Origin of the sequence: Pseudoalteromonas rubra (genome assembly GCF_005886805.2) — a bacterium.
Classification (GTDB): domain Bacteria; phylum Pseudomonadota; class Gammaproteobacteria; order Enterobacterales; family Alteromonadaceae; genus Pseudoalteromonas; species Pseudoalteromonas rubra_D.
In genome coordinates this window covers 3,549,057-3,563,781 of record NZ_CP045429.1, presented here as the reverse complement: position 1 = coordinate 3,563,781, position 14,725 = coordinate 3,549,057, and the positions used below count along the sequence as shown (strand labels likewise).

Genomic DNA, 14,725 nt, shown 5'->3' with positions numbered 1-14,725 from the left:
TACTGGAAATAATAAGGAAACTATTATGTCTCAAACAGTTCATAACCTGGGTGCCTATGGTGCAGTTGTACTGGCGAAAGATTTCAGCAAAGACTTTATCAATGCGTTTGAGCACATCAATCAGCGTGACGGTGTTAAAATCACCCCATTGGCTGGTCAGTCGCAATTGGTGAATGGCACTAACTATGCGTTTTATTGTTTGGTTGAGCCGGTTGTTGCACCGGGTGTGGCAAAAGTAAACAAGCTTGAAGTTATCGTGATCCATGCGCTGGATGACAAGTACACAGAAACGGCAGAGCGCGTATTAAGCCGCCCTGTACTTGTGCCGCCTATTGGTTCATTTGACGGTGTTGCACTGCGTGATGATTTCACTGAGGCTGAGCAAGCGGCTGCAGAGCAGATAGAGTCGCTGGTTGGCGTACATTATGACATCCTGGCTGCACAGCAACAGGTTGTTGCAGGTCTGAACTTTGTCTTTTACTCAGTCGTTAAGCCAGCGACACGCAATGGCCAGGCGTTCTTTGCTGAGATTGAAGCGCACCGCAACCTGGAAGGTCGACTAGAGAATTTTAACCTTATCCCGGTTAAGCCATAACCGATACACTTTTTGGCAACGTTGATAATGGGCCGTTCAGACTGAGTCTGAGCGGCTTTTTCATGTGCTGCTTTGCTTGAACGGGTGATTGGAACTGGATTTGTACACAGGTTGTCTTGTGCAATGTGTAAATATTCCAGGCTACAGAGGGATTATGGCGGTTCCGCCCCGAGTGTGTTTGTGATTGCTTGCTATACTGAGTGAAAACACCACAAGGACACTGACAATGCACGTGATTCTGTTATTAGCGACGTTATTCTTTACTGCCACGGCCTTAGCCAATGAAAAACAAGCCCCGCCGCTTAATCCCGCATATAAGGGGGAGCATGGGATGGCATTGATGAACAGAGGCTCCCGTATTTACGCCACGAACTTTCCATCATACAGCTTACCTAACGACATACATGTGGTATATCGTTTGGAAAATCCGGATGTGGCTTTTTTAAGCCTGGTTCGTGACTCAAAACTCATCACCATTAAGCCAGAGCCGTTTAATTTACAGCGACTTGAGCGCGGCGAAGAAGTGACGATTATGGCCGATGTATACGAGGGCCATTATGCCCGTGGGGGTCGTTTGGTGTATCCCGAACGACAACTGGTACTGAGTGATAAACTATTTGCCCGCAAGCTAAGTAAACTGGAACCTGCTTCACAATGGCATGAATATGACGTCATAGAAATCAATAAAACGGAGCGGATATATGTGCATAAGATCCAGCAAAAGCCCAGTTTCAATCATTTGATCTTCGTTGATTTAACTGGCGCCTGTCTGCAAAAATTCCGCGCCTCCAAGCGGGTGCCCAGCGAGGGTGAGTTAACCTACAAGTTCATTAATTGCGGTACGTTGAAGCCGCTTTTCTATGATGCAGAGAGTTATATGTAAGGCTTAACCGGACGAGCTAATGTGATTTTATACCTATTTGCTCCTTCAAATTGAACAGGTATTAAGCGAAATTGGTATTATAAAAGGGCTGCGATGTGCAGCCCTTTTGGTTGGGGGTTAAAGTGAATTACCGTTTTTGTCTATGGCATCAAATTGATGGCCATCAGGCCCACCATCCCGAGGTGGAACGAGGACTTCTATGGCATTACTGCCAGCCACTGCATTCGGATCGGTCAGTGAGCGTAGGAAAGTTGCCAGATAATGAATTTCATCACTGGTGAAGTGTTTGATGATTGCTTCGTCGCCGCGGTCGGAGATGGCCCGGTTCTGAGCATTCAGTGTCAGTACAAAGTCTTCGCCTCCGCCAACAATCTGGCGGCATTGGTCTGTCGTCAGGTGCTGAAATTGAGGTAACTGACAGGTTTCTACATTGTGATAGAAGCTTTCCAGAGAGCCGGTTACATCATTGTAGTGTTCAATAACGCGTTCCAGTGTCTGGAAGACTCCTTTGTCACCATAAGGGGCAGTGATCCCGACGTTCAGCAGACTGGGCATCCGGAACTGGTTTTTAGCGTTGCCATCTGCCACGGCGTTCGGGCCAATTTGCGGGTAGAGAGGACCGCGGGTTTTTTCGGGTGTAAACATCACGCCATCGTGGCAGTTTGCACAGCCTGCGGAGGTGTAAAACAGCAAGGCACCGCGTTTCTCGGTATTATTCAAACCGGCCAGATCGCCTTCTATGTAATTGAAGAAAGGGTTGTCGATAAACAGGAACGAGGCCTGATAGGCGGCAAGGGCTCTGGCGATGCGCAAAAAGTTAACCTGTTCATCACCATAGGCTGCTGAAAAATGGCTTTTCCATTCATCGGATAAGCGAGAGGCGATAAATTCACGGTAGACTTGCGGCGATTCAAAACTGCTTGGATCGCCCATTTCAGCGGCGGCTGTCACCGGGAAATGTGCCTGTGCCATGAGCAAACGCAATGGGTCGGTATTCGCAACCTGACTATTCATCAGTCGGGTAACTTCATCTTCGGGTGTCATAATCGGCGCGGTTGATACCAGGCCAACTTCGCTTTCCCGGTTGCTCTGGCGTAATTTAACGCGTTGGTCCCAGAACATGCTGTTGACCCATAAGGCGGTGTTACAGATCTGGGGTGAACTGCGCCCAACTGAAGGGATCATACTCCCATCGGTACGTCCCAGTCCCATCACGTCCGGGTTTTCGGCATTGACGCCAATAGATAAAGACAAGCCGTCACTGCCACAGCCTTGTGCCGGGTGGTGGCATGAAGCGCAGGAGGTATCGTAATCCTGACTCAGTGCTTTACTGAAAAACAGCCTTTTGCCCAGGGCAATTAATTGCGGATCTTCCTGGCGACGATAGCGTGCAACATACGCCTGCATATCTTCCAGTCCCTGCTGCAACTCATAGTGCGCAATGACTTTATCCATACAAGTGTCCAGCTGGTCATCGGGGACGGCATTGAGGTCATTGGTGCCACACAAATCGACCAGGCGAGCAATGCCAATATTGATCACTGAGCCATTACGCATGCCATCATTGCTGTCGGTCGACAGGGTGGTCACTGTTTCGGTGTTTGAAGGATCGCTGATGAGCTTGTTTTTGTCTCTGCCTTTGGCAAAAGCCTGAACAAAGTAGCTGTATTCAGTGCCTGCCATTGCACTGTTATCCTGATAAAAGGTTAGTGTGGTGCGGGCAATACGTTTGCCATCACGATAAATGCGATAGCCTCTAATGTTGCTGGTGTCTTCGGGGGCTTGCCAGGTCAGTGCAACCTGATTACTGCTGTGCACTTTTGCGGTTAACTGCTGTGGCGTGGGCAGTGTGTTGGTGTCCGCTTGTGCCAGTGCAGAGCATAAGCACAAGGGCAGCAACCATCGCCAAAATTGTCTTGATTTCATGGATAGGTTCCTTAACAGCCAAACCTGGTTGGGTAGCGCTCAGGTATAGCTGTACATATAACGTAATTGAGAGTGTGAATAGCTTTCCTCACGTGCGATCAGAAAAGTCATTATTGTGTGGAATAAAAAATTGTCATTCCAACATTAGTGTAGGAATGAAATAAGGAAGAAATGTGTAGTTATTCTGTTTTTAACCATCCTTTTTTCTGTTTTTTTGTCGGTTTTTACTAGAGTATTTATTCAAAGGTGGGTGATGCGCAGCAAAGATAAACTGTAATGAGACTAGGTAATTAGTCTGGCTCATTGTAAACAATAGCTAGTTAATACGATTACCCGGTTCAGAAGGGAGAAGCATTCTTAAGTGATGGCACTTCGGGCCAGTTATGTGAATGTGCGGATGAAGTTAAGCGTCGCATTGTGCGGCAATCACAGAGGCTGTTGTGTGGGTAACTGACACACTTTGTGTGCCAGTTACTGTTTAGCAGGTTATCAATAGACGTAATTGGCAAATGAACACATGTCGCCGGTACAAGTTACGCCAGAGTCGAGTGTAAAGTAGTACACTTGTTCAATTGAACTGACATCGATGTGTGACAATGCATTGTAGTGCAAATTGAGGTAGTTTATTTGGCTGTTATTTGTTAAATCGAGTGACGTGATCTGGTTACTTGCCAAGTTTAGCTCAGTCAGCGCACTGTTATCCGATGTATCTAGCTCCGTTAGTTGATTACTTTCTGCCAGTAAGTACTCTAATGCGGCACTATTGGCGAGGTTTAGCTGAGCGATATTGTTGTTTCTTGCATCAACATAAGTGAGCTCGGCTTGACCAGATATATCTAACTTACTGAGTTGGTTACCGTAGACTGACAAGCTCTTCAAAGCTGAGTTGGATGCGAGGTCAAGCTGCGCCAACTGGTTGTAGTTTACATTCACTGACGAGAGTCTTGTGCTTGCCGTGGTATCCAGGTGCGTCAACAGGTTGTTGTCTAATTCCAGCGTAACAAGAGATGGGGCCGCCGTTAGGTTGAGCTCTGTCAGCTGGTTGTATGTTGCCCGTAGCTCAGTAAGAGAATCCTGACTGCCCACAATCAGAGAAGACAGTTGATTGTTTTCCACATTCAGGGAAGTAAGAGCTGGGTTGTTGCTCAGGTTCAATTTAGTGAGTTGATTTGAATTTGTATCTAAAGTCTCTAGTGCTGAGGCAGCAGATAGTTCCAGCTCTGTCAACTGGTTGTAAGCAAGCCTGAGTGTTTTGAGCGCAGCGATACCGGATAGGCTAACTGAATTGAGCAGGTTGTCACTGGCATTGAGATAAGCCAGAGAAGGCGCATTGGTGATTTTCAAAGTATCCAGTGGATTGCTGCTCAGATATACCGATTCTAGCAGGGGCAGATCTGCAATATGCAATGACGTCAGTTGGTTGCCATCAGCATCAAGGTGATTAAGCACAGTGTTGCTGGCAATGTTCAATTGCGTAAGATGATTATAAGGCAAATTCACAAACTCTAGTTGTGTGTTGGCAGATAAGTCGATGTGGGCCAGTGCATTGCTGCTTACTGACAGGCTAGTTAACTCTGTGTTGTTGGAGATATCCAGTTGTTCCAGTGCATTGAAATCGGCTGAGAGGTAAACCAGTTTGGCATTGTGTGAGAGATCAAGGCTGGTAAGTGGTGTCGACCAGATTGACAGACGCTCAAGTGCCGGTGTTTTAGACAGGTCAAGACTGTTAAGGGGCAAACTGTTAATGTCGAGGTCAATGAGCTTAGGATGAGCGGATAAATCCAAAGTGCTTATTGGCATAGAGCTCAGTTTCAGGTCTTCTAGTTGTTTTAACTCAGAGAGTGTCAGGTTGTTCAGATGAGCACTGTTTACTCTGAGTTCTTTTAAGTTGGGAGTGGCAGAAACATCCAGCTGAGTTAGCTGCGTGGCAGATACTGACAGGTACTTCAGCTGTGCGTTATTGGATAAATCGAGCATGGTGATCTGCTCACTTGAAACTGACAACTTCTCAAGTAATGGGTTATTACGAATATTTAGGTTTTGTATGCCCCACGCCAGGACAGCCAACTCTGTCAGCGAGGTGTTTTTAGAGAGGTCCAGCGCAGTGAGTCGAGAGTTGTATATTTGCAGTGTTTGCAGCGCTGTGTTTTTGCTTACGTCCAGCTCAATAAGCGCATCGCTTTCGATTTGCAATCTGGTGAGTTTGGTGTTTTTGGAAACATCTAACTGTTGCAAACTATATGCGAATACCGTGAGTTCCTCCAGGTCCGTATTTTGGTCTAGTGTAATGGTTTTCAGCTGAGCGCCTGATGCAGACAGCTTTGTGAGGGCTTTGAAGTTTGAAAAATCCAACTCGGTAAACTCATCACCAGACACCGCCAGCTCAGTCAGTGAATTATTCACTGGAAAGTTCAGTTGCGTTAGCTGGTTGTTCGACAAGTGAAGCGCCCCAAGCATTGGGTTGCGAGAGATATCCAACACACTTAGCTGATTGTTTTGTACGTTGAGCTCTGTGAGGTTAGGCAGTCCTGACAAGTCCAGGGTGGAGAGATTGTTGGATGCCAGATTTAAAATGGTCAGAGCTGGGTTGTTGGACAGGTCAATTGTGGTTAACGCATTACCGGACAGATCGACACTTGTCAGGACGCTATTCTTGCTGAGATCAAGTTGGGTAAGTTGATTGTCGGATATCCACAAATATTCCAGCTGTGTCGCATCAGTGAGATCCAGACTGGTTATCCGGTTGCTAATCATTTCCAGATTTCTCAATTGCGATGCGTTTGCTAAGTTCAGGCTACTCAGCGGGGTGTCGTAGAGATACACACTAGAGAGTGCTGAATTGTGTGATAGATCCAGCGCTGTGATTGCCAGGTTACTAATCCAAAGGTGAACAAGCTTGGTCTTGTCAGAGAGATCCAGAGTGGTTAGTCGCGTATTGTTAAGACTCAGACCTTCAAGGTTTAGGTTAGTGCTGAGATCAAGATCGGATAGCACCTGACTGCTTATTCCCAGAGAGACTAAGTCAGGGTTGTTGGACACATCCAGCGTTTCTAATTGAGCAGCGTTTACGGATAAGGAATAGAGCTGCTTATTTTGTGTGATATCCAGGGTTGTAAGTCGTCCACTGTCTATTCTCAGGTCTAGAAGAGCGATATTTTTGGATACATCCAAAGACTGGACCTGGCTGTCATTCACGTACAGGTGCGCGAGTTTCGTGTTGTTTGATACATCAAGTGCCGCAAGCTGTGCGCTTGAAATCGTCAATGAGCTTAGCTCCAGGTTTTCTGAGACGTCCAGATTTACCAGGTCTTGACCGTACAGGTCTAGAGATTGGAGCTTTCTAAAGTGCTTGATGGGGTCTGCGTTACTGACAGGTTGATCACAGTACAAATAAGTGACTTCGTCAGCGTACTGATAGTCACCATGGTTGGCCAAGCACTGTGCCAATGCTGGGTCTAGATCCAGTTCACTGATAGCTATACGAGGTTTAAATTCAATATCAACAGTACAGGCTGCCTGCATGTTTTCAATGATATACTGATTACCAGTCAGTGTGCCGCCACACCCTGTCGCAGAGTCCGTGTAATAGCCCTCGCCGGGTTCTAATACTAAATGAACAGTGCCTCCTTTGGGCACTTCTCGCGTTGCAGGCGTAGCGCTACCGGAGCCGGTAATATTGGTGTTCAGGGTAAAGGTTTCGATTGAAGCAGATTGACTTGTATCATTCGTGTTGTCACTGCTACCGCCACAGCCACTCAAGAAAAGAGAGAGCAGAGCTGCCGCAGGGAAAATAGATCTGTGTGTCACTTGGGTACTCCAGAGGCTTTATTGTTAGATTGCCGTATTGCAGCGACCTATAGGGCGCTGTATTGGCATTGTTTTCGCCTATTGTAATCCTGTACCTGAAAAAACTATATAGTAAATGTAGTAAATTATGAAACTATTATTAGATCCCTTGTTAACACTGGGAGTTTCAGTGTTGCCGCATGCTTTTATTATTTCAATTGCTAGCTCAGCCTGTGTAGCAAATTTCGCAGCTGAGATATTGTATGTTGGCTGAAAACCTGAATGCCATTGCGGGTCAATAATGCTGCCGTTACGCCTGAACCATTGATTTTGACGCCACTAAATGTGCCATCATAGATTTTTGCACTGCCACAGGAAGGGCTTCCTTGTGCCAGCACGGCATATTTGATTTGTTGTTGTTGGCACAGTGCCAATGCGTTTTCTGCGCCTTCAATAAATGCTGCAGTGACGTCAGTGCCATCTTTCTCAATTACCCTGGTAGCGCCGTTGAGCACATCCAGACCTTGTCCTGCTGTGATTTCAGCCGGGGCTCTGGGTGTGGGTAACCCCGCTGATACTTCAGGGCAAAGCGCAACCAGTGTCATATTTGATTGAAGCCAGTGTAAATCAGCATCGGGGATCGACAAACAGCTGGCATTGTAGCGAACTTTGTTGCCAAGCAAGCAGGCACTTACAAGCACTTTTTCCAACAGTAACTCCTTTCTAAACAGCCCAAGTCTGGGTAATTGACTGAGGTGGCCAGTCTTATATTCGGTATGACCTATAGCCATAGCTAATCGGAACTAAGCTTTTAGGCCATTACCTCTGAGTTAGGGGTGTACACTGGCACCGCCAAATTGTTCTGCCAGGTAATTGATTATCTCCACAGGATCAGTAATCGTATGATGCTTGTTTAAAATGAGAACAGGCAGCCACTGGTTGTCTTCACCTAAAAGTGCAACAACTTCACTGCGAGGTTTTGCAAAGCCGATACGACGAACATCAATAGCCTCTAGCCAATGCGGATTGGCCGATAACGCCCCTTCTATTAATGCGCAATGTGAACAAATCCACATTTTTCCGGGACCGTCTTCGAACGGCATTTTCAGAACAAATAATTTTGGTTTCATGGGCTGCGCCACACTCGCACAATTGATTGGTTAGTTAATCCTAACATACTGAAAGGAAGTCTAAAATAGACTTTTAGTAAACACTGAGAGCGTTTATATATTCAGCACTGTGATGGAGGTGGGGTCGGTGCTTGTTTTCAAATAAAAGCATCTGGAGAGTGGTAATTTAGCAGTCTAATCGGTGATGTAGAGGTTACTTATTAGTTTGCTTAGTTACCGCCACCACCATTCGTGTTCTTATTATTCACTTCAATACGCATGCTGGTTTTATTTCAGGAGCAAGGCGCGTCGAGCAGATAGATGGCGGAGCGCCAGGGGCTTTTTAGAAAAGAGAAATGTTTGCCTGTCTCACGCAAAGCTTCAGTGTAAGTGTTTTGGTAAAGCGTAGGGGCTTTTACCGAGTGGGACTTCTAACCTGTTGCTGTTCTTTTTTGGCTCTGAACCTATCATTTCGTCGTAAGCACTTTCGTGTCTGAGCGCTATTTCATGGATATCAAATTGTTCAAAGTATTCCCGCATCTCTGTTAAATTCCGGGTTAATAACGTTGTTTTTTCATTTTGCCAGACGATATGCTCTTCGCCGTTTATGATGACTATTGCCTGGTACAGCGCCTGATCAAGCGAGTTAATGACCAGCTTATCAATTTTTTTTGCTGCCAAGTCTCTATAGAATACCTTCATGTCTTCGTCACCGTATATGAATGTCTGATTTTGTGCCTGAGTAATGGCTCAGTTCCGGTTACTCTCAGCAATATAGCCAAGCTTGTCGTGCAGGCTAGGAGTATTGAATCAGGGTCGCTTGTTTATGCAATTTACGAATACCAATTTCACTTACTATCTGTTCAATTTGAAGGAGCAAATATGACGCTAACGATGCCAAAAACTTCTTATTGAGAACAACTAAATAGCAAGATTTTTGCCTAGTTATTGACGATGTTTTCTCGCCTCAAAATGGCGCACTTAACTAAGCAAATGGGTATAACAAAAGGCTGTACGAGCGTTACAAAGACTAAGATCAAACTCTTGGGACTTTTATTAGCTGTAAGGCGCCAGTTACGCTTCTTTGGCAGATATTTTGATATTATTTTTCAGGAGGAACGGGTCTCGTGAACAAACTTTGTACGGCTTGTATTGTCATCACCTTTACTTTTTTAAGTGCTTGTTCACTTAATCATAATTCGTCACCTTCACAGAAATTAATCGCAACGGAAGGAAGATGGCAGCTCACTCGACCGCTGGTTAATTTGTATGACTATGAACTCATTGATGTAAGAAGTGGTAAGCCCGTTGTGGTCGATCTCAGCCTCAGTAATGGTGGGCTTCTTGAATATGATGTTGTCTTTATTGGAGAAAACCATGGTCATCCCGGTAATCACCTTGCACAAGCTGTGATTTACCAACGCATGCTGGACAGCGGTGAAAAAGTGATTTTATCGATGGAGCAATTTGAACGTGATGTACAACCAATTGTTGATGACTACCTGAGTGGCAAGATAGGTGAGTGGTCTCTTCGTCATTTTGCGCGCGCCTGGGAAAACTATAAAAGCAGTTATCGTCCAGTGGTAGAAATGGCAAAACAACGAGGCTTGCCAGTCATTGCTGCCAATGCGCCAAAAGACATCGTTGTGTGTACCGGTAGAGAGGGTCTCAGTGTGCTGGATAAATTACCTGCCCAACGAAAAAATCAAATAGCTGCTTCGTTCTATATGCCTGAGGAAGGCGCCTATTTTGAAAAGTTCACCGGGTCAATGGGTAACAAGCCTGACGCCCAAAGCACTGACAAGCACTCAAAGCGGACTAAACCTTATCTGAATACTTACCATGCTCAGGTGGTACGTGATGACACCATGGCGGAGTCAATTGATAGGGCATTGGCTGCTCATCCGAAGCATAAACTGGTTCATTTGAACGGCCATTTCCACTCAGCATCAGGTCTGGGCACCGTTGAGAGGTTGAAGTTACGCAGAAATAATCAGACTGCTGTGATTCAACCCGTTATGGTGTCAGATGCCAACTCGCCCTCATTTAGTGACAAAGATATGGTAACGGGTGACTATTTGTTGTTGATTTACGCTTTACCTGAGCAGGTAAAAACAGCGAAAAACCAGAAGGTTTGGATGAAAAACGTATTTAAGCGCTCCAAGCAAGATTGTAGCTTTGGGAATAACCAAGTCAGGAATTAGGCATACAGCAATGTGAGCACTAAACTGATCGATTGCTGCTTTCTCGCTCTACAGGTTCAGGTAGCCATTTAATATAAAGGCTTCACGATATGAAGGTGGGAAGCGCCAACAGTTACAAGTGAGCCATTGGCGAATAGTCTCAGGTTATATTACTCAGAAATAACCCAGTTGACATTTGGCGCATATCGCCAAGAACTTAAGCCTGAGCAAGAGCCAATATTAGGGTTGAATGTAATGCTTACTGGTTTGTTTTGCGCCTTCGCAGCCAACAGTGAGCTGTACATTGCTTTACAACTTTCAGTCTCGATACCATTGCTCTTACCCTGAAGATTACACAAATAAACGACGGGCAAACCGCCAGGACCAGACACATAAACGACTCCATGACGGCCAACACCTAGCTTTGTAACCTTGCCTGTACAAAAAGAATCAGCAAAGGCTGGAAGGCTGACCAGGAAAACGAGGGAGACAGATATTTTTTTTAAAAGATTCATAATTATTCCTTTGAATGAATTTTGGATGCATTGAGCCTATTTTTGATGGTGCTAAGTGCACAGCATTTAACTGACATATAAATCAGCAGGCTCACAATAAATGAAGTGGGTAAATAAGTGCGGAATTGTTCCATAAATCAATCCATAGCTCAAGCCGCTTCGCGAATCAGAGATAACAGGCCCATGCGTGCGATACTAATAAATATGCAAACGGTGACAGGTACGCTGGAAGCGAGTTTATTGTTTATGGGTTTAATTATGTTCTATGTTTGTTTGCTTCCAGCCCCAGGCATTCAGAATTTAGTCTGCCCTGCGGACTGATCACATTGCGTACGGCAATAAACAAGCACATCGTGATAGATACACTCATCATGACCCAGACGGCTATCATGATCATCACCTGATATTTGATGGCTACCATGGGGCTGGCACCGCCAAGGATCTGACCGGTCATCATGCCGGGCAGTGAGACCAGGCCTGTGGTGGCCATGGTGGCGAGAATAGGCGCGAGCGCTTTTTGCAGGGCGTTTTGTACAAAGGGCAGGGTGGCTGCGCGCACGGGTGCCCCGAGTGAGAGCGCGGCTTCATACTCAGACCAGCGGGTTTTAAAGGCGTCGAAAAAGTGTTGCAGGCAAACAATATTGGCATTGAGGCTGTTGCCCAGCAACATGCCTGCCAGTGGGATCAGGTACTGAGCATGGTAATACGGGGTTGGCTGAACAACCACTACAGTAATGAAGCCCAGCAAAGGTAACAGTCCTGCACATAAACCCGTAAAGACAGCCAGAAATAACGGTCGCCTGGGGAGGCGGGCTTTACTGATAATTGCGCTGCTGCCGACCAGTAGCATCACCAGTAACCAGACCAGATTTATCCACAAGTTGTTGAGCGTAAACAGGTACTCCAGATACAGGCCGACCAGCAATAACTGCACGACCATGCGGATGAGTCCGATAACGGCTTCTTTGCCAATCTTGAGTTGGTACAGCGCGTTAATGGTAAAGGGCAGCAGCAAGGTCAGGCTGAATAAGCCCAGCTGCCACCACTGGATGTCGATTACCTGTTGCATCTGGGTGTCTGGATAAGGTTAAGTGTTTTAATTACAGTTAATTATTACACAGACAACCCTTTAAGAGCACCCCATCGCTTGGCTAACATGCATCGTTGTTTAGCGAGAGCGAATTTGAGCTTAAGGTCATTGCATCATGAGTTTGTTGATCCGGGTATGCTCGGCTTCTGCTTCAACCATAATGCGTTCCATCAGTACCTCAACGGGTTCGATATCGCGGATCATTCCCTGAGACTGGCCAATAAACTGTACGCCGTTTTCCAGGTCGCCCGCTATGGTGGCGGCTTCCAGTTTTTCTGTGGCGGCACCAAACAGAGTCAGCATACGTATTTTGTCGAACTGGGCCAGTAGTCCCAGTAGTAATTTCCACAGCGGCATATCGACCATTTTTGACGCTTTAAAGGATTTAAAGACTGCCACTATGGGATTCATGGGACGGCGGGTGGCTTTTTCTGCCATCGGGGTTTTCATTACCCGGGCATACAGGCCATCGAAGTTTTTAGAGTAAATGGTGTCCGCCACCTTTTTGTCAACCACCGCTTGTTTGACATTCTGATGGACCGGGCTTTGCGTGCTGGTAGCCAGGCGAGAGCCCATGGCTACGGCATCAGCGCCCAATGCCAGAGCAGCCAGTAAGCCTTTGCCATCGGAAAACCCGCCTGCTGCGATCACTGGGATGTCGACCAGTTCGACAATATTAGGCACTAAGCACAGCGACGTTACTTCACCACCATGGGCTGCGGCTTCATGACCGGTGACCAGCAAGGCATCGGCACCGCTTTTTTGTGCAGCCAGTGCGTGCTTTTCGGTGACCACAGTGGCAATGGTTTTACCGCCGTAGCGTTTTACGCCTTCCACTATCCAGTCACCTTTGCCCAGAGAAAAGTTAATCACCGGCACCTGCTCAGCCAAAGCGACCTTGGCATTTTCTTTTGCGCCGGGCATCAGTAAGGTGACTCCAACGCCAAAGGGTTTATCGGTCAGAGTGCGAATTTTGGCGATGGCCTGGCGTGTTTGCTCTTGTGTCAGTGGCCCGGTGGCTAAAATCCCCAGCCCACCGGCGTTGCATACGGCCGCTACAAGTTCAGGGACCGAGATCCAGCTCATGCCGGGTAAAATGATGGGCTTTTCTATGCCAAGCAAATGGGTAATACGTGTTTTCATGTTGATGATTTGAACTGGTCTGATGTGTTGTAAGCATACCGGGAAAGTAGTACATAAGAAAAGCGAATATTTCAAACCAGGCTTAGCTTGACGGGTCGGGCTTACTCGTTTGTGTTGATAGTCGTTCGACTTGCTCAGTAGCCGTCTTTTTCTTCCGTTTCTTTTTTAGCCGTTTGAGTTCGGCTTTTTTCACGTGCTTTGCAATCCACTTTGCCATTTTTCCCATCAGCATAGGCGGAAAGTCATGGCCCAGACCTTCAACGATTTTGAGTCTTGCTTTGCGAATTTCGGCGGCAGTTTGCTGGCCTGCTGTGAGCGGAAAAATGGGATCGTGGGTGCCGTGGATCACCAAAGTGGGCGCTTTAATCCGGGTGAGCAAATGGCGCCTGTCACCGCTGGCCGTAATGGCAGCAAGCTGGCGTTTAAACCCGGCCGGGTTGTGGGCTCGGCTGATGTGCATGGTCGCTTGCTCACGCAGAGTCTGTTCGTCTCGCGGGTAGGCTGGGCTCCCAATCAGTTGGTTAAGTCTGACATTATAAGAAATCGCGGCCTGAGGGCTGTTATTACGCGGTGCCAGGCGAGCCAGTTTTAATAATACTCCTAGGCTTTTTCCAGAGATTAACTGGTTGTTAGCGTTAGACATAATTGAAGTCAGGCTGAGTACCTTTTTGCGCTGTTTGGCCGCCAGGATCTGTGCAATCATGCCACCCATAGAAGCGCCAACTAGGTGTGCTTTTTTGATTTTTAACGCTTTCATCAGCGCCAGTACATCGTTTGCCATATCCTCCAGTGAATAGGGCGCCTGCTTACCAAAAGGGACCTTACGACGTAACCAGGTTTTGAACAGGTTGGGGGTACCATGTTCGTCAAGATGACTCGATAATCCGGTATCGCGATTATCAAAGCGGATCACTCTAAACCCTCTTTCGACCAGACCAAAATACAGCTCATCGGGCCATACGGTCATTTGCGCGCCCAGTCCCATAATCAGGATAATGGTTGGTGCATGTCGGTTACCACAGTCCTGATAGCTCAGAGTGAGACCATTTGAGGTTTTAATGCTACGCATAGGTTTAACAGAGTCATTCAACTTTGAAAAAAAGTATAGCTCATAGAGAGTTACATTCTTGATTTGCAGCGTAAAGGAAGCAAAAGATTTTTATGTTTTGCCACTAAAATGTACTTGCATAGCGGTCTAAATACATCAATAATCAGCGCAGCCAAAACTGGCTAATATTTCATCTTATATTCAGGAGTATACTACGTATGGCAAGCAAACGCAGCCAGTCCCACGACCATCAGCGTGGCGACATTAAAGACAATGCCTTGAAAGCATTGGTAACCAGTCCATTGTTCAAAAGCAAAGTTGAGAAAAGTAAAAAAGGCAAAGGCAGCTATCGTCGAAAAGACAAGCATCAAGGCCGAGAGCCTTACCTTATTGCAACTTAGGCGAGCAATAAGATAAGGCTTTCGACAAACGGATGTTATGTTACTA

Annotated in this window: 13 protein-coding genes; 4 read left to right on the top strand and 9 right to left on the bottom strand. The window is 46.5% G+C overall.

Annotated features, from left to right (window positions below; translation table 11 throughout):
• Positions 1–25: 25 nt before the first annotated feature.
• Together CWC22_RS15485 and CWC22_RS15480 are read left to right on the top strand one after the other, a co-directional pair.
• Positions 26–595, top strand: a complete 570-nt coding sequence (locus CWC22_RS15485; RefSeq protein WP_138538577.1) for a hypothetical protein — start codon at positions 26–28, stop codon at positions 593–595.
• Between the two features lie 226 nt (positions 596–821).
• Positions 822–1,478, top strand: coding sequence for a hypothetical protein (locus tag CWC22_RS15480; protein ID WP_125562870.1), 657 nt, complete (start codon positions 822–824; stop codon positions 1,476–1,478).
• 117 nt (positions 1,479–1,595) lie between these two features.
• Here the strand turns inward: CWC22_RS15480 and CWC22_RS15475 are convergent, their stop codons facing one another.
• The 5 genes from CWC22_RS15475 to CWC22_RS15455 form a co-directional block, all read right to left on the bottom strand.
• Positions 1,596–3,404, bottom strand: a complete 1,809-nt coding sequence (locus CWC22_RS15475) for a cytochrome c peroxidase (protein ID WP_138538578.1) — start codon at positions 3,402–3,404, stop codon at positions 1,596–1,598.
• Positions 3,405–3,893: 489 nt separating this feature from the next.
• On the bottom strand, positions 3,894–7,211 hold the full coding sequence (locus CWC22_RS15470) for a leucine-rich repeat domain-containing protein (RefSeq protein WP_138538579.1): 3,318 nt from the start codon (positions 7,209–7,211) through the stop codon (positions 3,894–3,896).
• A gap of 200 nt (positions 7,212–7,411) precedes the next feature.
• Positions 7,412–7,900, bottom strand: coding sequence for a DUF523 domain-containing protein (locus CWC22_RS15465; RefSeq protein WP_138538580.1), 489 nt, complete (start codon positions 7,898–7,900; stop codon positions 7,412–7,414).
• Positions 7,901–8,020: 120 nt separating this feature from the next.
• On the bottom strand, positions 8,021–8,320 hold the full coding sequence (locus CWC22_RS15460; protein ID WP_138538581.1) for a DUF3088 family protein: 300 nt from the start codon (positions 8,318–8,320) through the stop codon (positions 8,021–8,023).
• A gap of 360 nt (positions 8,321–8,680) precedes the next feature.
• On the bottom strand, positions 8,681–9,001 hold the full coding sequence (locus CWC22_RS15455) for a DUF6482 family protein (protein ID WP_138538582.1): 321 nt from the start codon (positions 8,999–9,001) through the stop codon (positions 8,681–8,683).
• Between the two features lie 425 nt (positions 9,002–9,426).
• Between CWC22_RS15455 and CWC22_RS15450 the strand changes: the two genes are divergently transcribed.
• A complete protein-coding gene (locus CWC22_RS15450) occupies positions 9,427–10,503 on the top strand; it encodes a ChaN family lipoprotein (protein ID WP_138538583.1) in 1,077 nt (358 codons plus the stop codon).
• A gap of 149 nt (positions 10,504–10,652) precedes the next feature.
• Here CWC22_RS15450 and CWC22_RS15445 read toward each other — a convergent pair whose 3' ends face one another.
• From CWC22_RS15445 to CWC22_RS15430, 4 genes are all read right to left on the bottom strand, one after another.
• Entirely contained in the window at positions 10,653–10,997 is a 345-nt protein-coding gene (locus CWC22_RS15445) for a hypothetical protein (RefSeq protein WP_125562855.1), read from the bottom strand.
• Positions 10,998–11,253: 256 nt separating this feature from the next.
• The gene (locus tag CWC22_RS15440; RefSeq protein ID WP_138538584.1) at positions 11,254–12,066 is read right to left on the bottom strand and encodes an ABC transporter permease; all 813 of its coding nucleotides are present in this window, start codon (positions 12,064–12,066) and stop codon (positions 11,254–11,256) included.
• 126 nt (positions 12,067–12,192) lie between these two features.
• Positions 12,193–13,230 carry an NAD(P)H-dependent flavin oxidoreductase gene (locus CWC22_RS15435; RefSeq protein WP_138538585.1) on the bottom strand — a complete coding sequence of 346 codons (1,038 nt, stop codon included), beginning with the start codon at positions 13,228–13,230 and terminating at the stop codon, positions 12,193–12,195.
• An 82-nt stretch (positions 13,231–13,312) separates the two neighbouring features.
• On the bottom strand, positions 13,313–14,299 hold the full coding sequence (locus CWC22_RS15430; protein WP_138538586.1) for an alpha/beta fold hydrolase: 987 nt from the start codon (positions 14,297–14,299) through the stop codon (positions 13,313–13,315).
• A gap of 197 nt (positions 14,300–14,496) precedes the next feature.
• Between CWC22_RS15430 and CWC22_RS15425 the strand changes: the two genes are divergently transcribed.
• Complete coding sequence (locus CWC22_RS15425; RefSeq protein WP_138538587.1) at positions 14,497–14,679, top strand: alternative ribosome-rescue factor A; 183 nt, start codon at positions 14,497–14,499, stop codon at positions 14,677–14,679.
• Positions 14,680–14,725: the final 46 nt, after the last annotated feature.

Coding starts and splice junctions, on each gene's coding strand:
- CWC22_RS15485 (WP_138538577.1), top strand. CDS start 26: ATGTCTCAAACAGTTCATAACCTGGGTGCCTATGGTGCAGTTGTACTG.
- CWC22_RS15480 (WP_125562870.1), top strand. CDS start 822: ATGCACGTGATTCTGTTATTAGCGACGTTATTCTTTACTGCCACGGCC.
- CWC22_RS15475 (WP_138538578.1), bottom strand. CDS start 3,404: ATGAAATCAAGACAATTTTGGCGATGGTTGCTGCCCTTGTGCTTATGC.
- CWC22_RS15460 (WP_138538581.1), bottom strand. CDS start 8,320: ATGAAACCAAAATTATTTGTTCTGAAAATGCCGTTCGAAGACGGTCCC.
- CWC22_RS15455 (WP_138538582.1), bottom strand. CDS start 9,001: ATGAAGGTATTCTATAGAGACTTGGCAGCAAAAAAAATTGATAAGCTG.
- CWC22_RS15445 (WP_125562855.1), bottom strand. CDS start 10,997: ATGAATCTTTTAAAAAAAATATCTGTCTCCCTCGTTTTCCTGGTCAGC.
- CWC22_RS15440 (WP_138538584.1), bottom strand. CDS start 12,066: ATGCAACAGGTAATCGACATCCAGTGGTGGCAGCTGGGCTTATTCAGC.
- CWC22_RS15435 (WP_138538585.1), bottom strand. CDS start 13,230: ATGAAAACACGTATTACCCATTTGCTTGGCATAGAAAAGCCCATCATT.
- CWC22_RS15430 (WP_138538586.1), bottom strand. CDS start 14,299: ATGCGTAGCATTAAAACCTCAAATGGTCTCACTCTGAGCTATCAGGAC.
- CWC22_RS15425 (WP_138538587.1), top strand. CDS start 14,497: ATGGCAAGCAAACGCAGCCAGTCCCACGACCATCAGCGTGGCGACATT.